The 21,138-nt window shown below is 37.2% G+C and carries 24 protein-coding genes and 3 pseudogenes; 4 read left to right on the forward strand and 23 right to left on the reverse strand.

Going from position 1 to position 21,138, the window contains the following annotated elements:
- Nucleotides 1-44 precede the first annotated feature (44 nt).
- Nucleotides 45-776 carry an SDR family oxidoreductase gene (locus ABD745_RS13180; protein WP_344830598.1) on the forward strand — a complete coding sequence of 244 codons (732 nt, stop codon included), beginning with the start codon at nt 45-47 and terminating at the stop codon, nt 774-776.
- 525 nt (nt 777-1,301) lie between these two features.
- Here ABD745_RS13180 and ABD745_RS13185 read toward each other — a convergent pair.
- The 3 genes and pseudogenes from ABD745_RS13185 to ABD745_RS13195 all read right to left on the reverse strand — a co-directional run.
- Nucleotides 1,302-1,725 (reverse strand): annotated as a pseudogene (locus ABD745_RS13185) (ATP-binding cassette domain-containing protein); the annotation flags it as partial.
- 59 nt (nt 1,726-1,784) lie between these two features.
- Entirely contained in the window at nt 1,785-2,489 is a 705-nt protein-coding gene (locus tag ABD745_RS13190) for an alpha/beta fold hydrolase (RefSeq protein ID WP_344830601.1), read from the reverse strand.
- A 52-nt stretch (nt 2,490-2,541) separates the two neighbouring features.
- Nucleotides 2,542-3,126, reverse strand: coding sequence for a Crp/Fnr family transcriptional regulator (locus ABD745_RS13195; RefSeq protein WP_344830605.1), 585 nt, complete (start codon nt 3,124-3,126; stop codon nt 2,542-2,544).
- 203 nt (nt 3,127-3,329) lie between these two features.
- Here ABD745_RS13195 and ABD745_RS21595 point away from each other — a divergent pair, with 203 nt between their 5' ends.
- The gene (locus ABD745_RS21595; RefSeq protein ID WP_425549798.1) at nt 3,330-3,488 is read left to right on the forward strand and encodes an EthD domain-containing protein; all 159 of its coding nucleotides are present in this window, start codon (nt 3,330-3,332) and stop codon (nt 3,486-3,488) included.
- Here the strand turns inward: ABD745_RS21595 and ABD745_RS13200 are convergent.
- The 11 genes and pseudogenes from ABD745_RS13200 to ABD745_RS13250 all read right to left on the reverse strand — a co-directional run bounded on the left by ABD745_RS13200 (nt 3,418) and on the right by ABD745_RS13250 (nt 12,849).
- Entirely contained in the window at nt 3,418-4,338 is a 921-nt protein-coding gene (locus tag ABD745_RS13200; RefSeq protein ID WP_344830608.1) for a helix-turn-helix domain-containing protein, read from the reverse strand. The genes ABD745_RS21595 and ABD745_RS13200 overlap by 71 nt on opposite strands.
- A 166-nt stretch (nt 4,339-4,504) precedes the next feature.
- Nucleotides 4,505-4,891 (reverse strand): annotated as a pseudogene (locus ABD745_RS13205) (conjugal transfer protein TraG); the annotation flags it as partial.
- Nucleotides 4,892-4,895: 4 nt separating this feature from the next.
- Nucleotides 4,896-5,051: pseudogene (locus ABD745_RS21600) on the reverse strand (Arm DNA-binding domain-containing protein); the annotation flags it as partial.
- A gap of 258 nt (nt 5,052-5,309) precedes the next feature.
- Entirely contained in the window at nt 5,310-6,209 is a 900-nt protein-coding gene (locus ABD745_RS13215; protein ID WP_486303571.1) for an NmrA family NAD(P)-binding protein, read from the reverse strand.
- A gap of 9 nt (nt 6,210-6,218) precedes the next feature.
- Complete coding sequence (locus tag ABD745_RS13220; protein ID WP_344830612.1) at nt 6,219-7,226, reverse strand: alpha/beta fold hydrolase; 1,008 nt, start codon at nt 7,224-7,226, stop codon at nt 6,219-6,221.
- Between the two features lie 2 nt (nt 7,227-7,228).
- Nucleotides 7,229-7,684, reverse strand: a complete 456-nt coding sequence (locus ABD745_RS13225) for a DUF6640 family protein (protein ID WP_344830614.1) — start codon at nt 7,682-7,684, stop codon at nt 7,229-7,231.
- 80 nt (nt 7,685-7,764) lie between these two features.
- The gene (locus ABD745_RS13230) at nt 7,765-8,334 is read right to left on the reverse strand and encodes a Crp/Fnr family transcriptional regulator (RefSeq protein WP_344830616.1); all 570 of its coding nucleotides are present in this window, start codon (nt 8,332-8,334) and stop codon (nt 7,765-7,767) included.
- Nucleotides 8,335-8,643: 309 nt separating this feature from the next.
- Nucleotides 8,644-9,450: an SDR family NAD(P)-dependent oxidoreductase gene (locus tag ABD745_RS13235; protein WP_344830621.1), complete on the reverse strand. Its 807-nt coding sequence runs from the start codon at nt 9,448-9,450 to the stop codon at nt 8,644-8,646.
- Nucleotides 9,435-10,814, reverse strand: coding sequence for an aldehyde dehydrogenase family protein (locus ABD745_RS13240; RefSeq protein ID WP_344830624.1), 1,380 nt, complete (start codon nt 10,812-10,814; stop codon nt 9,435-9,437). Before ABD745_RS13240 ends, ABD745_RS13235 begins: the two co-directional genes overlap by 16 nt.
- A 356-nt stretch (nt 10,815-11,170) precedes the next feature.
- Nucleotides 11,171-12,058 (reverse strand): helix-turn-helix domain-containing protein, encoded by an 888-nt coding sequence (locus tag ABD745_RS13245; protein ID WP_344830627.1) that lies wholly within the window; start codon nt 12,056-12,058, stop codon nt 11,171-11,173.
- Between the two features lie 446 nt (nt 12,059-12,504).
- Nucleotides 12,505-12,849 (reverse strand): EthD domain-containing protein, encoded by a 345-nt coding sequence (locus ABD745_RS13250; RefSeq protein WP_344830629.1) that lies wholly within the window; start codon nt 12,847-12,849, stop codon nt 12,505-12,507.
- A 217-nt stretch (nt 12,850-13,066) separates the two neighbouring features.
- Here ABD745_RS13250 and ABD745_RS21605 point away from each other — a divergent pair, with 217 nt between their 5' ends.
- Nucleotides 13,067-13,246: a winged helix-turn-helix transcriptional regulator gene (locus tag ABD745_RS21605; RefSeq protein WP_425549799.1), complete on the forward strand. Its 180-nt coding sequence runs from the start codon at nt 13,067-13,069 to the stop codon at nt 13,244-13,246.
- Between the two features lie 99 nt (nt 13,247-13,345).
- Here ABD745_RS21605 and ABD745_RS13260 read toward each other — a convergent pair whose 3' ends face one another.
- From ABD745_RS13260 to ABD745_RS13300, 9 genes are all read right to left on the reverse strand, one after another.
- Complete coding sequence (locus ABD745_RS13260; RefSeq protein ID WP_344830635.1) at nt 13,346-13,642, reverse strand: putative quinol monooxygenase; 297 nt, start codon at nt 13,640-13,642, stop codon at nt 13,346-13,348.
- 67 nt (nt 13,643-13,709) lie between these two features.
- Nucleotides 13,710-14,225 carry an SDR family NAD(P)-dependent oxidoreductase gene (locus ABD745_RS13265; protein ID WP_344832316.1) on the reverse strand — a complete coding sequence of 172 codons (516 nt, stop codon included), beginning with the start codon at nt 14,223-14,225 and terminating at the stop codon, nt 13,710-13,712.
- Complete coding sequence (locus tag ABD745_RS13270) at nt 14,213-14,458, reverse strand: SDR family NAD(P)-dependent oxidoreductase (RefSeq protein WP_344830637.1); 246 nt, start codon at nt 14,456-14,458, stop codon at nt 14,213-14,215. Before ABD745_RS13270 ends, ABD745_RS13265 begins: the two co-directional genes overlap by 13 nt.
- Nucleotides 14,459-14,593: 135 nt before the next feature.
- On the reverse strand, nt 14,594-15,397 hold the full coding sequence (locus ABD745_RS13275; RefSeq protein WP_344830641.1) for an SDR family NAD(P)-dependent oxidoreductase: 804 nt from the start codon (nt 15,395-15,397) through the stop codon (nt 14,594-14,596).
- A 98-nt stretch (nt 15,398-15,495) separates the two neighbouring features.
- Entirely contained in the window at nt 15,496-16,074 is a 579-nt protein-coding gene (locus tag ABD745_RS13280) for a TetR/AcrR family transcriptional regulator (protein ID WP_344830643.1), read from the reverse strand.
- Between the two features lie 523 nt (nt 16,075-16,597).
- Nucleotides 16,598-16,855, reverse strand: a complete 258-nt coding sequence (locus ABD745_RS13285; RefSeq protein ID WP_344830646.1) for a hypothetical protein — start codon at nt 16,853-16,855, stop codon at nt 16,598-16,600.
- A 184-nt stretch (nt 16,856-17,039) separates the two neighbouring features.
- Entirely contained in the window at nt 17,040-17,957 is a 918-nt protein-coding gene (locus ABD745_RS13290) for a helix-turn-helix domain-containing protein (RefSeq protein ID WP_344830648.1), read from the reverse strand.
- A gap of 51 nt (nt 17,958-18,008) precedes the next feature.
- On the reverse strand, nt 18,009-19,019 hold the full coding sequence (locus tag ABD745_RS13295; protein WP_344830651.1) for an aldo/keto reductase: 1,011 nt from the start codon (nt 19,017-19,019) through the stop codon (nt 18,009-18,011).
- A 223-nt stretch (nt 19,020-19,242) separates the two neighbouring features.
- Nucleotides 19,243-19,569, reverse strand: a complete 327-nt coding sequence (locus ABD745_RS13300) for a DUF6616 family protein (RefSeq protein WP_344830653.1) — start codon at nt 19,567-19,569, stop codon at nt 19,243-19,245.
- A gap of 257 nt (nt 19,570-19,826) precedes the next feature.
- Between ABD745_RS13300 and ABD745_RS13305 the strand changes: the two genes are divergently transcribed.
- Complete coding sequence (locus ABD745_RS13305; protein ID WP_344830655.1) at nt 19,827-20,696, forward strand: helix-turn-helix transcriptional regulator; 870 nt, start codon at nt 19,827-19,829, stop codon at nt 20,694-20,696.
- Nucleotides 20,697-21,138: the final 442 nt, after the last annotated feature.

Consider the following 21,138-nt stretch of genomic DNA (forward strand, 5'->3'; position numbering starts at 1 on the left):
TTGCTTCCTTCGTTCTACTTTTGTCAGGTATAAAACAATAAAAAATGACAAAAATAGCATTAGTAACAGGCGCTAATAAAGGTATTGGTTTTGAGACTGTAAAACAATTGGCAGAGCAAAATATCAAAGTTCTTTTGGGAGCAAGAAATGAAGCAGAAGGAAAAAAAGCAGAAGAAATTCTTCGCGCACAATCTCTCGACGTAACGTTTATAAAACTTGACATCAGCAATTCGCAAGATATTGAAGATGCCAAAGCCTTCATCATAGCCGAATATGGAAAACTCGATATTCTGATTAATAACGCAGCCGTATTTTTAGATAGCGCATGGTTTGGAAACAATACTGAAACAGTTCCAATGAAGACATTGCGTGATACTTTTGATATTAATTATTTTGGAACCGTGGAACTGACCCAAGCTTTACTGCCCGCAATCAAAAAAAGCGAGGCAGGGCGCATTGTTAATATCAGCAGCGTTTCGGGTTCCTTCGGGGTTCATTTGGATGAGACTCATTGGCTGTACGCTTTAAAACCTTATGCTTACAGTGCATCAAAAACAGCCTTGAACCAGTTCACTGTTTTTCTGGCAAATGCACTTAGTGAAACCAAAATTAAAGTCAATGCAGTTAATCCAGGTTGGGTGCAGACGTCCATCGGTTCAGATCAGGCGCCGTTAACACCAGAAGAAGGTGCTAAATCAGGTGTAGCGATGGCGTTAATCGATGACAATGGTCCAACAGGGGCTTTTTCTCAATCAGGCTCAATTCTACCATGGTAAAATTGAGCCATATTTTATACACAAAATACGAAGTTATATCTATTTGAGTTAGGCCGTTTTATTTACCCGGACATTTCACAGCCGTTACCAGTATCTGGTTATCTGATCCAGACGGATGATGGTAGAAATATCCTGGGAGATACAGGATTCCCAGAAAAATTTATATACCATCCGCCTCTTCCCGAGCCAGCGGATACGGAGATGCACTCCGGAGAGTATATCGTCGACCTTTTAGCGAGTATATTTGACCAAGTGATATCAATATATTGACCTTGATGTTGACCATGCGGGAAAATTTGTTGCCATTTTTAAATGCAGAAGTCATTTGGAATTGCTAACTTTGTTAGGACACAATTCTTATACTCTTTAACTTTAAGAGTATGAAAAAGATCAGAAAAAATTACAGTTTAGAAATCGAAGATTCGACGAAGTCAATTTAAAATTCAGGCAGTATCTTTAAGTGGTTGTGTCAGGATATCCTGCACATTTTCTGAGCGCAGCTCAATACTGTATAATCATTTTTTTCTAGTTTCCAAGTTCCAATTGATTTTTGACGAGCCTATAATATTCTCCTTTAAGAGCTACAAGTTGTGAATGGTTTCCTTCTTCAACTACCTTGCCTTTGTCCAAAACAATAATTTTATCCGCATGTTTCACTGTTGAAAGACGGTGAGCGATTACGACAGAAGTCTTCCCTTTGAAGAATCGTTCCAGGTTTTCCATAATCACTTTTTCATTATTGGCGTCCAAGGCAGAAGTCGCCTCATCGAAAAAAATATATTCCGGAGACTTATAAACCGCTCTTGCAATGAAAAGCCTTTGTTTTTGTCCGCCAGATATTCCAACACCTTCGTTCCCTATTATAGCTTAATGGCAGGCTTTCAACGAATTCTTTGACATTGGCAATCTCAACGGCTGTTCTTAATTTGGATTTGTCAATGTAGTCTTCTTAATTGCTAAAATTATCGTAATCTTGACTCTAATTCAGTGCGCTACTCAAAAAAAAAATTAAAGCATATCAACTTCTAAAAAAGATTCTAAAATTTTATTGAATACTGATGGTTTTTCCATCATTGGCGCATGTCCACATTCATCAATATAGAATAATGAAGAATTGGACAAAAGCAATTTAAATTCTTCAGCTACATTTATTGGGGTAATTTTATCTTCTTTGCCCCAGATTAGCAGAGTCGGAATTTTTATATTTCTCAGTTCCTCTACTGTATAGTTTCGTTGTGCGGTTCTAGCTGTCTTAATAATCTGGAAACATTTTTTGTTATCACTCACGATACTGAACACTTCCTGAATTAATTGCGGAGTTGCTGTTGACGGATCATAGAATGTATATTCTACCCTTTGCCTGATATAATCATAATCGTGTCTCCTAGGGAAAGTTCCAAGCATATTATTTTCGTAAAGTCCAGAGCTTCCTGTCAAAACTAATTTCTTAACATTTGCATATTTGTAAGTGTACAAAATACCCACATGCCCCCCGAGAGAGTTTCCTACAATAATGAGATTCACAAGATTGTGTTTCTTTACATAAGTATGTACTGAGTCAACTAGATAATCAAGATCATTTTTTTTATCTTCATCTAAAATAGGCAATTCTGGAGTATGAATATCAAAATCATTTCCGAAGTATTCAATTACATATTTCCAATTACTCAAATTACCAAATAGACCATGTAATAAGACAAGCGCTGGCTTCATATTTTTTTTTCATAAAAGTATTGGAAGAAATTAGCCATTTAAGTGATTATAATCACAATCGTTGAGACTTTAATAAAAATAACCTTGCTCTACTTATTGCTTCCCTGCTCACATATAAGTACTTTGCAATATTTTTAATTGAAATTCTTCGGATGATCTCCGGCCTTTTCTCAAGTAGAAATTTATATCTTTTGACAGGACTTTTTAATGAAAGAATATATTGGTGTTCGAAAGCTTGCTCCGATATTTTTTGGAATATTTTTATATTTATATCAGAAATACACATATGTAGATTGTAGAGAGGCTGTAATTTTTTGATGTTCATAATTCTAATCACTGAATCCTCTAATGCTGTTATTTGTACTGCTGATGGAGCTTTTTGATAATAGCTTTCACAATTGGCAAGAAAATCATCAGCAAAAGCAAATCTGACGATATTCTCATCACCATCTTCGTTTAAGATAGTGAAAGCAAATTCTCCCGAGATAGTGAAGGCTGCATATCTTGCAATTTTACCATATTCTAAAAAATGGTCACCTTTTTTTATCTGTTTTGTGACTGTTAGTTTATTTAGTAATTGCCATTCTTCATCAGTCACCATTGGGTATTTATCTTTTAAGGATTGGTTCCAAATCATTTCCTTTTCATTGTTAAAAAAATTAATCGTACGATTTATTTGCAAAATTATAAAATAACTGGTGAGGTATATAATCTTTCAGAAAAATTTGTTCAACTTTTCCTCGGTCGATCTCATTCCAGGTACTTGTCCTTTTTCTTTTTCTTGCTGGTCATCTCTCCAGAAGACAAATCTAAAGAGCTATACGCTCCTTTCTAGCCTTTATGGAATTAGAAAAAGTAATTCGAGATTGGTTTTTTGACCTATATTTTGACGCTTTAACTGCTATTTATTTTGCCTCAATGAATGATTTTAACAGCTTCTTTGCAAGTGAAAATTACAAACAAAAAGTCCACCCTGATGAAAGTAAGTTGCTTCATTGAATTTCAGAAGACTAGCTATTTCGGACACCTGTAAATCCGTATGGGTCAAAAGGCTTTTTGCTTCCAGCAATAATTTCTCATTGATATGGTATAACGCAGTGTGCCCTGTATATTTTTTAACAAGGAAGTTCAAATGACTGGGTGTGAGATGCAGTTCATCTGCAATATTTTTTACGGTTGGCTTATGTTCTTTTATTTTATTTGGGGTATCGATAGAATAAGCATTCAACACCTTCCTGAACCTGACCATAAGAGCTGCCTGCTTTAGCTGAAAATCTGTTTTTGCCTCTTTATCTTTATAGTACAGGCGACGGATGTTAATAAGTAATACCTTTAACAAAGGCTGTATCATTTTAAAATTATCGGTATGGGATGATTTCATTTCGCTGAGCAGTGTTTCGGCCGTTTGTCCTATGGTATCCATATCTTCCTGTGACAATCTCAAAATTGAATTGGCACTGTTCATGAAGAAAGGAAGATCCTTTTCAAACATTGGTTTCAATTGGTCTATTCCCGCAAATTCATGCGTAAAACAAATGAGATAACCGTATATGGTTTCCACACGTTGCCAACTTTCTATTTTACCCGGATAGGCAAAATAAATACAGTTTGAGGATGTATTGACAGTTTCGTCGGGCAACAGGAACCGAAGTCCTGATGTTTTGCAAATGACAAGTCGGAAAAAATTTCCACGAAAGAGGGGCATGAACAACAATTTGCCATCTGCTTGGTCTTCCATTCGCATAATGGTAAAAGAATTGTTTTCTGCTTTTCCAATTCTGAAGGTATCGAAGAAATCACTGATTTTACCGAGCCAAGGAATATAAACCTGTGTGTTTTTCTTTGACATGCATTATCAAAATAATATACTACAAATTTAGACAAAAAAATCCTTGGTTGATTTGATCCGTTTCACACTATCAAATACAGGTATTTTATCTGAGTTAGTTGCTTCAAATACCTTGAATTATAATCAGTTTGTATATTTAGAACTGACATAAGTATCATAGATATAATTACCTATGCTGCATCAAATGTTGTAAATTGGGGTCACTCTTAATTCGCGCCATCTCACTTTCAACAATATTCAAAACATCCAATTTTATCTGACGATAATTGTTTTCAATTTGTTGTTTCATTCCATCTTCTCCATTTTCATCAACAAAAGATAGAATCTGTGGTATCTTTTGGTAGGCTTTGATTTCGGCTGAAACCATTTCGTTATCTATTACGATTTCAGCGTAAAATATTTTCTGTTCGATACGTTCATCGAAATTGTCCGATATAGCACCGACAAACATTCCTTGGGTAAGCGTTGAAATTTTAGAAGCCGGAATTAGACTGTCTAACTGTGTAGAAATAGAAGTAGATTTATCATTACGGTTAATGGTCATACTCTGGCGTTACCCAATTATTCGGGTTAATTTCTAACTTTGTTCCGAAAGTTTTAGGGATTCCATCAATGGTAATACGTGCCATAATTGGTGCATTGCCATTCTTTTTCAGTTCGTTCTTTTTAAGGTAGAACAGCACCTTAAATGTTAATTTTTTTGTCGTTTCCATACTCACAATTCTTAATGATAAAATTAAAACTTATGTGAGCTACGGAACAATCTGAAAAGCTACGCAGAAAGCTGAAATATGGTATTTTAAAACAAAATTCTTTCGATATTAAAAGTGACGTTTTAGTAACCTTACTTTTGCCAATCATTGCTTTACTGTTTTTTTACCTCATTACCAAAAAATCATAAAACAGTTGTAAAGCCTTTATCTACAACCGTTTTACTTATTTTTAATCTTTGATGTATTTTTACTGAAAATTTATTTAAAAAAAGTTTTTAAATATTCCTGAGCTGTTGTCCAGCTTAAATTCTTATAACTCTCATTGGCTAACTTAACATGCTGAGTGGAAAACATCGAATACATATATTGCCCCTGTTGCCATTTTGCATACAATTCATTTTCTCCGGCAGGGTATTCCACCCTTTGTTTTTTTATGGAGGCACTAAAACCCTCCATACTTGATATTTTATGAATTCTAAAATCTTTACCGGAAATTTCTTTTACCATATTTACTAACATATTTGGGCTAACCTGGAAGCTGGCGATTTCTGAATTTCTTGGTGCATTTTCGTCTAATGCGACTTCCGCCGTAAATGCCGCGGTATCATCCATTGTAGTAAAATCTAATTTCCAGTCAATCTTTTCTCCCCAATATCCAATGCTATTATTTTTTAAATTTAAGATTGGGGTATTATACTTTAGAATGTCCGCAAAGCAACCGTTGTAGATTGAAGATGCCCTTATCGAGGTACTTTCCAGATATTTTTTAAAGTTTCTCCTTAGGTCAAAATTCCTATTTTCACCGGGTATCAGATCATTATTATAATTGGAGCAGAAATCCGAGGGAATAAATCTCGGTACACCTGCCCTTATAGCTCCATCTAGCACTCTGCTTTGCAGATCGATAATTACGTCCCCTAGTCCTGCTAGAGATGACACTACACAGCTCACACCGTTACAGGCGTCAGCAATCTGAACGACGTCATTCATATCAATTTCAAAAATAGTGACTCCCATTTTCTTGAGATCCTTTACCTTTTCAGGATCTGTTGAGGTCCGTACAATAGCCCTGACTTCCGCACTTCTACTAATAAGTTCTCTGCAGATCCTTTTCCCTAGATCACCGGTAGCCCCAGACACTAAAATTATTTTACGCATTGGATATATTTATTTAGATAAAAAGTCAGACACTATTTTCAGAACTTCTTCCGGCTTTTCTTCATTCATATAATGTCCACTATTAGGAATTTGTACAATCTGACAATTTTTAGCAAAATTGGGCAGCGTCATTTTAATACTGTTATAAACGATATAACTTCCAATGCCAAGCACCGGCATAGTTAGGGTCTGATAGGTCTTCGAATCGTCAATATCCTGGGGAAATGCCTGATACCAAGCATTACCTGCACGTATATTCTCGGGCTTATTGTATGCCGATGCGTAAACTGCCCTGTCCTCTTCTGACATTTTTGTGCTGTCGATCATCGCATAATTAAACAGCCAGTCAAGAAGAAGGTTAAATCTGCCTTCCAATAACTGTTCCGGCAGTTCTTTGACCTGGTTAAAGGCAAACCACCATCCATATGGATTGTTTCCGTCCATTTTTTCCTTAAAGGCGCCTTTTTCCGGAAACATACTCATCTTCATCATGCCTTCACTTGGATGTGCACCATCCATCACAATTAATTTTTCGGTTATTTCTGGGTAGTTTAAAGCAAAGCTCATAGCTACCATTCCGCCAATATCGTGACCCAAAATGGAAACTTTTTTCAGTTCAAGTTTTTTAACTAATTCATAAATATCTTTGGCCATTGTTTTTTTATCATAACCGGAAGCAGGCTTATCCGAGCTACCCATTCCCCTTAAATCAACGATAATTACCCGGTGTTTTTTAGAAAGTTCCGGGGCTACAGTGTGGAAAGAGTACCAGGTTTGTGGCCAGCCGGCAAGGCAAATCAAGGCGTCACCGCTTCCTCCTTCCACATAATGTAATTGTATACTATTTACTTTTTCAAAATGATTTGTAAATCCCGACAAATTTTTGATTAATTCTTCATCCGAATATTCGTTGATGGTTTTTGAATTGTTCTGTTTCATTTTTTGAGCATTTAAATTTGAGGTTAATAGAAAAAAAACGATGATGGACAAGATGACTCTTAAAAGTGATTTTTTCATTTTTAATTATTAGGAGCTGTTTTTAATGTTTTGTATTCAAGATAGTAGGCTAGCAGGATAAGTGGCAGTAAGACGGTAATATCCATTGTCAACTGGTTAAATTCGATACCAAATATTTTTGGGAATTCAACATGATATATGCCTGGATCTTGTAATTGCGTGCCTGGAAATAAAATGGCGGGTAGCTGTGCAAGCCAATATAATGATACCAATGTGGTAGCCTCATTAAGTTTTTGCTTGGCAGATATCGAGTTTCTGAACCAAACACAGTACAAGGTTAAAATCCCTAAAAAAGTTCCTAACACCATTGTTTGGGCGTTATGAAATTTGGCATGTGGTGGCCAGGCAGGATTATAGATATGGGTTATATTCCAATCAGCCAGATATGGGGATATTGAAGTAAATATCCCTAGACAGGAAAGAATGATTTTACCCGTAGAAATTTTCATTGCAGTCATTTTTTATTTTTTAACAAAGTAATGATGCAAAATTAAGGCAGATTAAGAGGGCTAAAACTACCAAATGATAGAAAAAAATGCTACTTGATATTTTTTCTGATCCTGCTCAAGGCATTAGGAGTTATTCCTAAAAATGTAGCAAGATGTTTGACGGGCACTTTTTGAATTAATTCCGGATTGTTCATAAATTCTAAATACCTTTCTTCAGCTGATAATGTCTGGAAACTCAAAATTTGATCAATCATTCTAACAGACATAGACTCCCATATCTTTCTTCCAAATTCTTGCCAAACAGGAATATACCCATATAAAAGATCCATATCCTTTTTATCAATTACGATCATTTTTGTATCTTCTATAGCTTCAATATTAAATCTACTGGGTTTTTGGGGATTCAGACTGGAAATTTCTGTAAAAAATTCATTTTTAAAAACAACCCATGTTGTATTTTCCTGGGTATAGGTATCATAAAAAAAACGGACACCACCTGAAAGAATAAAATAATATTGGCTGGCAATATGTCCTTTTTTTAAAATCATTTTCCCCTTCGGTATCTGTCTTTCTTTGCATCTGGATAGTACAAGCTCCAGGTCCAAGTCGTCAATTACAATAAATGTTTTTATGAATTTTTTAAATGCGTCTATTTCCATTTAGTAAAAATAGTTTTTATTTTTTTTAAGTATATAATTATTAATGCTAGGAATTTGTTCTGTTTTACAAAGAATAATTTTCATATCCTCGCTCAATTTCATATTTAACTTCTGTATGTTGAGTTTAGCCGTAAATTTCATATCTCTCCATTAATGTATATTCCAGATAAAATGACCACCTAATCCTGATTAAATTGACCACTAAGAATGAAGTCAAAAATGGTGTCTAATCCATCTAAAAATATAGCATAAAGAGTATATAAATTTTGTCTCAAAAATAGTTGCAAGTTCATAAAGGATTGAATATTATTAATTGCTCATTCCCGGACTCATTTTTCCCATTATATTGACTGCCATTTTCCTGCTGATGAATTTAAAGCCGAAAAGCATAAACCTATTTTTCCAGCCTTGAACTGCCCTAGGCTTCTTTCTGGATTCCAATGCTGCAACCAACTCTTTGGCAACATCTTGAGTAGATGATAAGATAAACTCAGGGTAGACATTGGTCTGTTTTCCTGCCCGTGAGTGAAACTCGGATTTTGCGGCACCAGGATTGAATCCCAAGACAAAAATACCCTTAGACTTGAATTCATACCAGAGAGACTCAGAAAAATTGGCCACAAAACTCTTCGTTGAAGCGTAGACTGAAGCACCCGGAAAGGAAGAGTGACCCAAGAGCGAAGCAATATTGACAAGGGCATCTCCTCTTTTTGCATTTTTTAAAAAAGCATAAGACAACATCACGACAGCATCCATGTTAAGATGCATTCCACTGATCTGCTCATCCAGTGGCAGATCAACAAATTTGCCATAAAGACCGGATCCTGCGTTATTGATTAGAATATCATACTTTTTATCCTGAATATGGGTTGCGAGTTTATTGACATCATTGGCTATGGAAAGATCAGCTACAAACACGGAATGATTGTTACCCGGTAAGCTGTCTTTAATCTTTTCCAACTTATCTCCGCTTCTGGCAACCAGGGTTAGAGTATAGCCCTTTTCAGCAAGGAGTTTCGCGGTTTCCAATCCTATACCGCCACTGGCACCTGTGATCAGTAAATTTTTCATATCTTTCATTTTAATTGTATAATCACTTCTTAATAGATTCCCCACTGCCCCAAAGCCTGTATCTTTTCTACAGTGTACGGAGGGATAAGGTGATCAATTAGTTGTCCGGAGGGAGAATAAAGAATCGATTTGGCATGAGTCAGAGACTGGAAGCCATTTTTACCATAATAGTTTCCGATTCCTGATGCACCGACTCCGCCAAACGGCATTGACTCTATATACAAGTGGACGTTAACCTGATTGACGGCACCTCCGCCAAATGAAAGCGAATGGATCAGATAATCGATATTCTTCTGATTGCTGCTAAAGATATATCCTGCAAGTGCCTTAGGCAAACTTTTGATCTTTGCTACAAGCTCATCCGTGTTTGAATAAGTCAGAATAGGAAGTATCGGACCAAAAATTTCATCTTCCATAATTTTGGACTCCCATGTTGCCGGGTAAATAATAGTCGGGGCAAAGTAACGTTCCTCCTCATCGAATTGCCCGCCCGCTATTATATTTTCTCCTTTCACAAGTCCGGCAAGTCTCTGTACAGACCTAACGTCAATGATTCTGGAATAATCCGGGCTAAGCTGCGGATTTTCACCGTACATATCTGTCAATGCTTTTTGGGCTTCCCGTACAAATTCTTCAGCTCTGGACTCATGAACGTAGGCATAACCAGGAGAAGTGCACCATTGCCCTCCCCAGGCAGTTGCTCCCCAGACCGCCTTCTTCGCTGCATCGGCAACATCGGCAGTTTCATCCACGATCACAGGGTTCTGCCCACCGAGTTCAAGCAGTACAGGAGTCAGGTTTTCTGCAGCTGCTCTCATCACCACTTTTCCTACCTGCGTGCTTCCAGTAAAAAAGATAAAGTCCATTGGCAGCTTCAGCAGCTCCGAGATGCTTTCACGGTCTCCTTTTACCACTGTAAAACATTCCGGTTCAAAATAAATGGCTACAAGATTTTGTAATAGATCACCTGTATGCTTCAACGCATTCGAAGCTTTTAGGATGACAGTATTCCCAGCTGCAAGAGCGGTAACTGCAGGATCTACAGCCAACAGTAAGGGACCGTTAAATGGTGCTATGACAAGTGTTACCCCATAAGGTTCACGGTATACGATTCCCTTGTGACCACTCTCTGATAAAAATGTAGGTAAATGTGCTTCTTCAGGCTGCATCCATCCTTCCAACTGTTTTTTCGTTGCATCAATGACAGCTAAAGGTCCTAACACTTCAAATACCTGCTCAGCAAAAGAAGTTTTGAAATCCTTTCCGACAGCTTCTCTTAATACCACCTCATTATCTGAGAGCATTCTTTCCATACGGCTGAGTTGATCTAGACGCCATTCCAGTGATTTGGTATGATCCGCATTGAAATAGGTTTTCTGTTTTTCGAAAATTTCCTGAAATAAATTCATATTGTAATGTGTTATGGGTTAATTCATTCTATTCAAAAAAATCAATTCAATTAAGTCTGAAGATTTTAATGTCCTGTAATCTTATTTATTTACAAGTATCGAACACTTGCAGTATGAAAATTCCAGTAACTATCTTCAATAATTCATTGATCTCATTAACAATACAAATTTAGATCTAATAAATGTTTGGAAACTAACACTAATGGAGCCTATTCTGACACAAAAAAACACTTAGATTACCATCTGTCCCGCTACTAAACCTGATCGACCTCATGGCTTCCGAAAAATCAATGGATACAGATTCTTAAAGGCAATTGTAGCATTAATGTTTAAGCCCTGACTAATTGCCCGGCAATTTAGTTTATATGTTTATTTTTATAGGATGAAGGTGAGTGCCCGGTTTCTCTCTTGAAAAGTTTTGAGAAATAAGACATATTTTCAAAACCCAATGCATAGGCAATTTCTGAAACTGTTTTGGAATAAGTAAGGAGCCGGTTTTTGGCCTCATTGATCAGTGCCAGATGAACAAGCTCCTGCGCTGTTTTACCTGTTTCAACCTTTAAAAGAGAAGTCAGGTACCTGCGTGAAATATTCAGTTGGCCCGCCAGATAGGTAACATTTGGGATACCTTGCTCAAAATGTCCGTCAGCAATGTACTTATTCAAAATTTTATTGAACTCGGTAACTGTTTTACCAGACATCTCCTTGCGGTTGATAAATTGTCGTTTGTAAAATCTTTCCGCATACCGCAACATGGCATTGATGCCAGCTATTATAATGTCACGACTGAATTCATCTTCATTGTTATGATATTCTATTTCAAGTCCATGAAATATATTCCAAATAATCTTCTCTTCCCTCGGCGCTAAATGCAACGCTTCATTGGTCTCGTAATCAAAAAAGTGATACCTGCTGATCTCCTGAAATAAAGTGCTTCCATTCAAAAAATCCTCATGAAAAAAAAGTATATACCCATCTTCTTCAAATTTAAGATTTTTCATCTCTATGATCTGGCGAGGCTTTGTGAAAATCATAGATCCTTTCTGATGATCGAGCTTTGTTCTTCCGTAAAGCATATAGCCTTCCTTTACCTTTTTAAGGCCTATCATATAGCAATCGCTGGTAAATTCCGGATGATTAACTACCATATCCTCCTTTATACGGATTAACGCAACTAAAGGATGTTCCGGCGGCTCCATTCCATTGGCAAGAGCGAGTTCACTGAGAGATTTAAAATGGTGCATAACATCTATTGTTTTTAGGATTACTATTTTAATTATGCTGAAACAAAATTAATCTTTATTTATTTTAATTTATGAATCAAAAGGATGAAATTCTAATACATAAGTACACTAATGAAAGTTTGATATCCTACCTGGCAATAATAAATTAAATATTGGAATCAAGATGAGACCCGCAACGCCGGCACAAATGATGCATATCAAAGTTGGCCGTGCTACGGACAAACTGGGGGTATTTGGAGGTAGTGGGTAACGTGCCAATCATTGGCGACACCATCCGTTGCCACATACTGGCACATGGGCGGAGCACCAATTCTGTTACGCAGTTCTATATTTTTAATTTAAAAGGGGTAAATAATTCAGTTGGAGATTATCTGTCATCTTCACTTCATTTAAATAACGCACATCTAACTAATGGGTTAGATATGCGTTATTGATATGGTTATTAATTATGTACCAGCCTTAATGATCGTTTCATTGTTTGCCATTGCAATATAGTTTGCAGTATCAAAAAAATTGGGTTCATCGGGATGAACCTTTGTCAAATAATTTTCTGAATTGAAAAAGGTATTGAAATCCTCAAACGAGTCAAACGAGATTTCTACAACAGCATCGTATAAAGGCTTAGGAAATCCTTCAGCTACTATGGGGTGGTTAACTACATATTTTCTAACGTAAAGTTCTGTCTCAGGGATGGAACAGAATAAAGGAGCATGTTGATTTTTGTGATAATCTATAAATTCTTCAAGGCTCAAGCTTGGCAGCTTCTGTACTAAGAACGTAAATTTGATCATTGTCTATTTATAATTTTAATTTGTTCAAAAGTAGAGCGCTCCCTTTTATTAGACAATTACGCACAAATTTATGCGTATCCTATCAGTTGCCGACCTGTTTAAAAACGTGTAATTTTACAACAGAAAATCATTAGTTATGTATCAAAAGAAAACACCGGTCCAACTTGATTGCGGATTACAGTTTTTCAAAGAACTTCTAACTGGCAAATGGAAACTGATGCTCGTTTATTATATTTCCAAAAACCTCAAACGTCCGAGTGAACTGCAACGAATGATTCCCAATGCTGACAGAAGGGTTATGGATAAACAACTACAAGAATTGGTATTGCACGGATTTATCAATAAAAACACTTTCAACACCAAAGTTCCCAAAGTTGAATATGAAAATGTAGTATGATTGTATATTTCGGTGAAAGTAGTTCTTCCCCACTTCTGGTGGTAGGCTACCTGCGAGAATACATCAACCGATTTGTTAAGCTGTGAAGGGATATTGGCCTTAAATTTCTTCAAGGAAATCAACTTCAGGTTTGCCCGTTAATTTCCCTTCCAGAAAACGGAAAAAGGCTTTTAAATAATCCTGTTCCAGATGCCAGTCATATGCTTCTTTTGATTTGTATATCGCAAAAAGCAAAAGCGTGTTTGGTGCTTTAGTTTTGGTTGTCAGTGTAAAACGCTCGCAACCTTCCTCAGTCTGGATGATTTGCCTGGTTTGGCGGGCCTGAACAAGGACGTCCTCCACGAACTCTGGTTGGACAGTCATTTTTACCAGGGTAATGATTTTGTTATTTTTCATCTTCTTTTATTTATAATAAGGTTTGGTCCGGACGTGTTTTTTGTACGCCCCAGCCCCAAAAGGTTTTTTAACCCTGGTTCATCATGGCAAATGCCTCTGCAGGTGCGGTGAGATAAAACGTCCTGAAGTCAGCGGTCTGGCCGATCTTGATCTCAAACTTGTCGTTCATAATGCCATCGACCAACCCTTGTGCAACCTCAACAGGTGATATGCCGTGTTCGCCCCCTATTTCTTTAGAGAACTCAGTGTTAACCAAAGGTGGCATTAACTCAAATACTTTAATGGATGTACTTTTGGCTAAGCTATGCCTCAGCGATAGCGTGTAAGAACGAACCGCAGCTTTACTGTCAGAGTAAGATGGCAATTGCGCTGATGGTGCGAAAGCGACAATGGATGTTACGTTAATGATAGCAGCTTCCACTTGTCCTTTTAAAAGCGGAAGGAAACTTTCCGTTAACCTGATCAGTGAGAAATAATTTGTTGCAAACTCTTCGGTCGACTTTTCAAATGCACCTGCATTTTCATTGTGCGTATAAGCAAATGCGCGCCCTGCATTGTTGATTAGAACGCTTAAACGCTTAATTCCGGGAACTCTTCAGACACCCGTGCAACAAGGTCTTTTACGTCCTGTTCGCTGGTAATATCGCAGCGTATAGCTGTCGTATTGGGTAAGACTGCTGCTGCGGCATTTAACTTGCTTTCGGTTCTGCCGATAATGATGATCTTGTTTCCTTTAGCACTTAATAGTTTAGCGGTTTCAAAACCGATTCCTGAGCCACCACCTGTGATGAGCACTGTTTTATTCGTAATATTCATTTTCTGTTTATTTATGTTGAATGTATTGTTATGTCGTGCATCGTAATTAACAACTGCGTAAATTCTAATAGCTTCCAACTGTTGGTAATAGAAATTTTCGCTATCCCCGCATGACTTTACTAAAAATGTTTGCGGTTAAATCGCTTTTCTAACATCTTTTAGTACGGCTCCTTCGAACATCTTGTGGGCATAGCTTTGCAAAAACAGGATCATCCCGGTCATTTTGCCCACTGGGTTGCTGAACTTCGGCTCTTTGGCATCAATCAATTTAGTGATGGTACTTATAACGGCATCAGGTGCTTCTGCACTATCGATTCCTTTCTTGGTGAAAGCATTTACCTGGCGCCTGTAGCTGTCATAATCCGATATTCCTACTGTTGACGATACCGCGTTATGGGCCAGATTGGTTTTAAACCAAACTGGTTCAACCACGCTCACTTTAATGTTAAACTGGTTCAATTCAAAGCGCAGCGATTTAAAATACCCCTCAACGGCATGTTTGGATGCTGAATAATACGATAGATTCGGCGGACCGATCAAACCTACAATCGAAGCTACCGTGATGATCTGACCTGATCTTTGCTTCCTGAACAGCGGTAGTAACGCATTGGTAACCTTAACCGTACCCCAGAAGTTGGTTTCAAATTGTTGTCTTCCAATCTCTATCGGGGTTTCTTCTGCAATACCTGTCACCATGTAACCGGCATTATTCACCAGCACATCGAGTTGTTTGGTTTCTGCCGAAAGTGCCCTGGTAAATGCTGCAATAGAGTCATCGTCAGAAATGTCCAAGCGCAGCAATTTAAACGCAACTTTTCCCTTGTACTTTTCCGGTTCACGGCTGGTGCCGATCACATTAAAACCTTTTTGTTGCAGGTTGTTGGCCAGCATTAAACCAAAACCTGATGAAGTGCCGGTAATTAAAATTGTCTTTTTCATGTTTGTAAAAAATTAATTGTGTTATAATTCTATATTATTTTCGTTTCTAGCAAAATACAAATTGTATCAATTGATACAAAATTGATTAAAAAAAAGGCTTACTCAAAAACCCCTAAGCTGAAATCAATCAAAGCTCTTAGCTTGGCCGCATCCTTTTCAATATATCTGGTAGTATTTAGTCCGGTCCATAAATTGAGAAGATAAGCACTCCATAATTCCTGCGGGATCTTCGGATGAATGATGCCTGCATTTTGTGCCCGTAATAACGCTGCCGAAAAAACCTCAACAATACGGGTAATGTGGCCTGTAGCACCGTTCTTTAATTCGGGGTCAGCAATCTGGATGATCGCATTACTGAAGTAACAACCAAACTGCCCAAACATGCCCTCCGGTTCTGCCAACACATAATAATACTGTTTTAAAACCTCGATGGGATTTTCAATAGTTTTCAGCATTGATAACGCATATGTCGGATAAACGGAAAAAAAACGATCCATCGACTTGAGAAACAATTCTTCTTTACCTCCTTTATAAGCCAAATAAAAACTGCCCATTCCGATGCCCATTGCTTTTTGCAGATCCCGCGAAGACGCGTTCTCATAGCCTTTTTCCCAAAAAACTTTAATCGCCTTATCAAGGGCCTCCTCTTCGTTATATATCTTATTCCTGCCTGCCATGATTAATATTCTGTTGCAAATATACATATTTTGTATCGAATGATACAAAATAAATTTCATTTTTTTTCTTCCAACAGTTTGAGTTGTCAAAAAATACAGAAAAGAAGGTGTCCAAAAAAGGAAAAACTAACGTCTGAGAATTGGCTGTAGGAAAAATTTCTCCCAGCTACCCGAATAAAAAGGGGCTACTCGACCTTTTCGGAAAGCCCCTTTTCTGTATGCCTCAAAAGCATATTAGGGCCGTTGTTCAGTTTTATTACAATACACAGATTAGGTACTAGCTGCAAAAAATATGGACATATCTCTATGTCCATATTGCAAATAAAAATTAACAAGATTACGGAAGATTAGTTACAAAAATAAGTTGAAAGCCTAGGATTAGTGCCAACCTAGTCTAACCTTGTTCTAAATTTCCCAGTAATTCATTCTATACTTAAAAACACTAAAAAGAATCAAAAATGTTTTTACTTTGAACAGCTATTCTTTTTCCCTCCTGAAAATCATACTTGTTGAAAATGTTCTCTCATTTTTTGACGTTGTACCAAATTTTTAATACATTGGCACGACCTAAGACCAGTTCAATAGTTTTATTGTCTTTTTTAATAATTTCAATATTATAATATTTACTTTTTGGTTCATCTACCAAATTACCACTTATAGTATCACTTTTTTGGTCTAAACCTGCTATTACTGAATGCTTATTATCTTTATAACTGGATGTGGAGTTTTTAAGGTTGTCGAAGATCAGCTGGCTACCATGCTTGTATGAAATGTAACCCAAAAGAGCATCAGCATGTATATCAAGCTCATCTTGAATGGAAATATTGTAGTCACCATAGGCGTCCTGATAACTCCTGGATGTACAGAATTGGCATTTGATTATAAAAAAAATATTTAACGTCGATCGTAATGTGCCCCCTCAGGATTCAACTTCGCCTTCTTTAAATAATAACGTAACGGATCATTCAATTATACGACTGTTTAAATTGTAGTGGTGTCAGCAAAGTTTTCTTTTTGAATAGTTTGCTGAAAGACTGCGGAAATTCGAAACCCAATTGGTAGGCTATTTCATTTACCGATAAGTTGGTCGTAGCAAGCAGCTCTTTTGCCTGCTCGATAAGGTAATTATGCAGGTGTTGCTGTGTGGTCTGCCCCGTAAGGTTTTTGAGCATATCATTCAGATAATTTGGAGATACGAATAAATGGTCAGCAAAATATTGAACCGTTGGCAGACCTGCTGTTTCAGCTTTGTCTTCCTTAAAATATGCTTTTAAAAGAGTTTCAAATTTTACAAGCAGATCACTGGAAACTTTTTTCCGGGTAATAAACTGGCGGCCATAAAATCGGTTACAGTAGCTAAGTAAAAGGTCTACATGTCCGATCAAAACATCTTGGGTGTGGCTATCTATCCTTTCTACAATTTCCTGTTGCAGGTTTTGCATTAGACCTGAAATAATTTCATCTTCAGCTTCTGAAAGATGCAAGGCCTCATGGGTGGCGTAATCAAAAAAACCGTACTCTTTTACTTTTTTTGCAAGTGGATACCCATGAAGGAAATCGGGATGAATAGCCAGCATCCAGCCCTCTACTTTGCCGGGTTGATCACCCTCTAAGCTTATTAATTGCTTGGGTGCATAAAAGGACATCGTACCATTGTCAAAGTCGTAATATTGCTGACCATACTTAACCTTTCCATCAAAATTTCTTTTCAAAAAAATGGTGTGGAAATTAAACATGATTGTTTCTAAATCCCGGCTGGCATCCCGGCTGACGTCTTCAAGCCTCACTACGCTTATCAAAGGATGGGTAGGCTTTTTCACATTCATCAAAGAATGAAAGTCTGAAACAGAATTAAGTATATGCTGACCTTTATTATTCATCATCTAAAATTTTAAAATAAGCGCCAACCTGTAAAACTACTGGCAGTTTAAATACTATAAATTTACTCCTTTCATGCTTGCTGCATCATACCTGTCCCCTGTATCGATTCCCAAAGGAAGGATACGTTCCAATCTGTCCAAGTCTTCCTGCGTTAGCGAAATGCCTGCTGCTACGATATTCTCTTCCACATACTTCACACGTTTTGTACCTGGAATAGGCACGTGCCCTTTAGCAATGACCCAGGCAATGGCCAATTGTACAGAAGTGATGTTTTTTTCGACAGCTACTTTTTTAATTTCATTGACCAGCTCCAAGTTCTTGTAAAATTGCTCACCCTGATATTTGGGTATAGATCTTCTGAAATCATTATCGGCAAAATCTTCAGGCTTTTGTATTTCGCCATTTAAAAATCCCCTTCCTACAGGTGAGTAGGCAACCAGGCTGATACCTAATTCTTGCAGCGTAGCCAAAATGCCCAACTTTTCAATTTCCCTTTCAAACAAAGAATACTCGGACTGTACTGCCGTAAGCGGGTGAACCTGGTGTGCTCGTCTGATGGTTTCAGAACCTACTTCCGAAAGTCCGATGTATTTTACTTTTCCCTCTTTTACCAATTCGCTCATTGCCCCCACGGTTTCTTCAATTGGTGTATTGGTATCCAACCGGTGAAGGTAATACAGGTCAATGTAATCGGTGCCAAGATTTTTTAATGAACGCTCTACAGCTTTTTTTACATAATTTTTACTGCCTTTGAATGCACCAGTTGCCTGTCCGTTATCGTTAATTTCAAATCCGAATTTTGTGGCGATAGTGTATTTATCCCTGTTTCCGTGGATGGCTTTTGCGATCAGCCGTTCGTTAAGGAAAGGGCCATATATATCTGCCGTGTCCAAAAAACTACCGCCCAGTTCTAATGAACGGTGAATGGTAGCGATTGCTTCTTTCTCATCGGCTTTTCCATAGATATCTCCCCCAAACCCTGTTGTCATACCCATACAGCCCAGACCAATTGTTGGTATAATAAGTCCCTGACTGCCTAATTTTACTTCTTTGATGTTGCTCATAGATTCACTATTTTAATTTAAAACAAAGCTATGTCATGCAGCCTGATTAAAAGTATTCAAATCACGGAATGTTGTATCCAAAAAGTTTTTTCTTGCGATAGGTAAATTGTTTTCTCCATTAGCACACGCGTTATGTTCTCTACGGAAACAGGAGTAAGTTTATCCTACGGATAATTTTTATGAAAAACTGGAACAAAATAAAGCAGCTGCCAACCTGCTAATATTAGATATTGATAAGTTTTTCAAAAATATCCGTAGAATCGCCTTTCAGATTTAACTGATCAAAGTAGGTAAACCAGTCCGAATTTGCCATAAGGTCTTGAACAGCATTTGCAAGCTCATCTGTTGGAATAGTCCAGATGACAAAGAAATTAAATTCGGCACGATGAAGGGTGTCCTGGTCATTTTCGCTCATACTGATTATTACTACACCCTGATCCATCAGGTGTTTTGAGCCTTCATTAATGTTAGTAATGTAAGCGGCTCTCTCTTCTTTGTTTAGATCAAGCCAGGCTTGTGTTGGTGTAAAAAGTTCGATAAAATACTTCATAATGCTATTTGTTTAATAATTTTTAATGTTAAGCTCTAATTAACCCTTAACCGGGACTTTCCAAATATTTAATTAGATGCAGACAAAGATATTGCTCACCAAAATTGTATCAAATAAACAAATGATGCCAATAATGTCACTAATCATGCTAATGTACCGGACGATTCTGACTTTTCGGACTGGTTGAATAATTGTTTCACCATTTGAACCGGCCGTAACCATAACTGAATTGATAAATTTGTCATATCTTAATACTCATGAAATCGATAGTGCAATATAATTTTATCAATGAAAAATATGGGAAAACTCTACTCATAGATATTGTCCCCATTTCTGAAATAAATAAGTACATAGAAAAAGAGCCCACCCACAGGCTTACCTATTACGATATGACTTTTATAACCACGGGGAATGAAAAAATATTTATAAATCAAGCGGAATTGCATGTAAGTGCAGGTGATGTGATCTGTTCTATTCCCAGTGAGATCTGGAGCTGGCCAAAACAGACTACAGTGCAAGGATACGTATTGCTGTTTGAAGAAGAATTCCTGATTTCATTCTTCAACGATAAACAGTTTTTGAACAAATTCAAGTATTTGAAACATGGCCGTATTTCTCCGTTGATACGGCTTAACAAAAAGCTTTTTAAAAACATTGTAGCATATCTGGAGCAAATAAACAATGAAATCCAATTGGGCGTTAGCAGCAGTGAACATGTTCTCCGGGCATTATTGTATCTGATCCTGGCACTTCTTGAACGGGCAGAGGCCGTACCAGTTAAGTCTACATATACATTGACTAAAGAAGAACAGGCTAACAGGCATATTCAGGCCTTCGTAAAGCTGGTGGATGAGCATTATTTAGAATCACATAATGTTAAGTTCTATGCTGACCAACTTTTCATAACAGTCAATTATTTAAACAGGATGACCAAAGAGTATTTAGGGGCAACGTCCAAATCTTATATACTTAACAGGGTTATTCAGGAAGCAAAGAATTTACTTAAGTTTACCAGCTTATCAGTTATAGAGATCAGTGATAAGCTAAAATTTGAAACGCCCAGCTACTTCATCCGCCTTTTCAGAAAATATGTGGGAATGACACCAAAGCAATACCGTGATAAATGATCTCAATATCCAGAATTTTAGATTTTCGGGGTAGGCTTAGCAGGCTAAGTTAACGCTGATGAGTGTACGCAAAAAGAAGGCAGTACTGCTGATCATAGATGGGTATTTCAGGGAAAATGGCTCTTCCCCATTTTTGGTGGTGAAATTGATTCAAATGTGATTCTTAAAAAAACTAAGTACATAAATGAATTTAGGATCTTCAATTTTGGGTAAACCACTTTGTCTACCAAAAGTAAGGAAAAAGCATTATTAATGAAATATGCACTATATGCCTCGTAACGATTCGTACAGTAATGAATTACGTAGCTGTTCAATACATTATATTTTCCATTTCCTTGTATATACATATACCTTATCAACATTTCTACCATAGTTCAGCAGATTTTGCAGTCTATACTGAACAGGTCTAGTGATGACTGTTCCTCCAATTTTACAGATAGGT

The sequence above is a fragment of the Chryseobacterium ginsenosidimutans genome (assembly GCF_039536845.1).
Classification (GTDB): domain Bacteria; phylum Bacteroidota; class Bacteroidia; order Flavobacteriales; family Weeksellaceae; genus Chryseobacterium; species Chryseobacterium ginsenosidimutans_B.

Excerpts from the sequence above, each read along its gene's own strand:
- ABD745_RS13180 (WP_344830598.1), top strand. The coding sequence starts at position 45 with ATGACAAAAATAGCATTAGTAACAGGCGCTAATAAAGGTATTGGTTTT.
- ABD745_RS13190 (WP_344830601.1), bottom strand. The coding sequence starts at position 2,489 with ATGAAGCCAGCGCTTGTCTTATTACATGGTCTATTTGGTAATTTGAGT.
- ABD745_RS13195 (WP_344830605.1), bottom strand. The coding sequence starts at position 3,126 with ATGATTTGGAACCAATCCTTAAAAGATAAATACCCAATGGTGACTGAT.
- ABD745_RS21595 (WP_425549798.1), top strand. The coding sequence starts at position 3,330 with ATGGAATTAGAAAAAGTAATTCGAGATTGGTTTTTTGACCTATATTTT.
- ABD745_RS13200 (WP_344830608.1), bottom strand. The coding sequence starts at position 4,338 with ATGTCAAAGAAAAACACACAGGTTTATATTCCTTGGCTCGGTAAAATC.
- ABD745_RS13215 (WP_486303571.1), bottom strand. The coding sequence starts at position 6,209 with ATGCGTAAAATAATTTTAGTGTCTGGGGCTACCGGTGATCTAGGGAAA.
- ABD745_RS13220 (WP_344830612.1), bottom strand. The coding sequence starts at position 7,226 with ATGAAAAAATCACTTTTAAGAGTCATCTTGTCCATCATCGTTTTTTTT.
- ABD745_RS13225 (WP_344830614.1), bottom strand. The coding sequence starts at position 7,684 with ATGACTGCAATGAAAATTTCTACGGGTAAAATCATTCTTTCCTGTCTA.
- ABD745_RS13230 (WP_344830616.1), bottom strand. The coding sequence starts at position 8,334 with ATGGAAATAGACGCATTTAAAAAATTCATAAAAACATTTATTGTAATT.
- ABD745_RS13240 (WP_344830624.1), bottom strand. The coding sequence starts at position 10,814 with ATGAATTTATTTCAGGAAATTTTCGAAAAACAGAAAACCTATTTCAAT.
- ABD745_RS13245 (WP_344830627.1), bottom strand. The coding sequence starts at position 12,058 with ATGCACCATTTTAAATCTCTCAGTGAACTCGCTCTTGCCAATGGAATG.
- ABD745_RS13250 (WP_344830629.1), bottom strand. The coding sequence starts at position 12,849 with ATGATCAAATTTACGTTCTTAGTACAGAAGCTGCCAAGCTTGAGCCTT.
- ABD745_RS21605 (WP_425549799.1), top strand. The coding sequence starts at position 13,067 with ATGCTCGTTTATTATATTTCCAAAAACCTCAAACGTCCGAGTGAACTG.
- ABD745_RS13260 (WP_344830635.1), bottom strand. The coding sequence starts at position 13,642 with ATGAAAAATAACAAAATCATTACCCTGGTAAAAATGACTGTCCAACCA.
- ABD745_RS13270 (WP_344830637.1), bottom strand. The coding sequence starts at position 14,458 with ATGAATATTACGAATAAAACAGTGCTCATCACAGGTGGTGGCTCAGGA.
- ABD745_RS13275 (WP_344830641.1), bottom strand. The coding sequence starts at position 15,397 with ATGAAAAAGACAATTTTAATTACCGGCACTTCATCAGGTTTTGGTTTA.
- ABD745_RS13280 (WP_344830643.1), bottom strand. The coding sequence starts at position 16,074 with ATGGCAGGCAGGAATAAGATATATAACGAAGAGGAGGCCCTTGATAAG.
- ABD745_RS13290 (WP_344830648.1), bottom strand. The coding sequence starts at position 17,957 with ATGATGAATAATAAAGGTCAGCATATACTTAATTCTGTTTCAGACTTT.
- ABD745_RS13295 (WP_344830651.1), bottom strand. The coding sequence starts at position 19,019 with ATGAGCAACATCAAAGAAGTAAAATTAGGCAGTCAGGGACTTATTATA.
- ABD745_RS13300 (WP_344830653.1), bottom strand. The coding sequence starts at position 19,569 with ATGAAGTATTTTATCGAACTTTTTACACCAACACAAGCCTGGCTTGAT.
- ABD745_RS13305 (WP_344830655.1), top strand. The coding sequence starts at position 19,827 with ATGAAATCGATAGTGCAATATAATTTTATCAATGAAAAATATGGGAAA.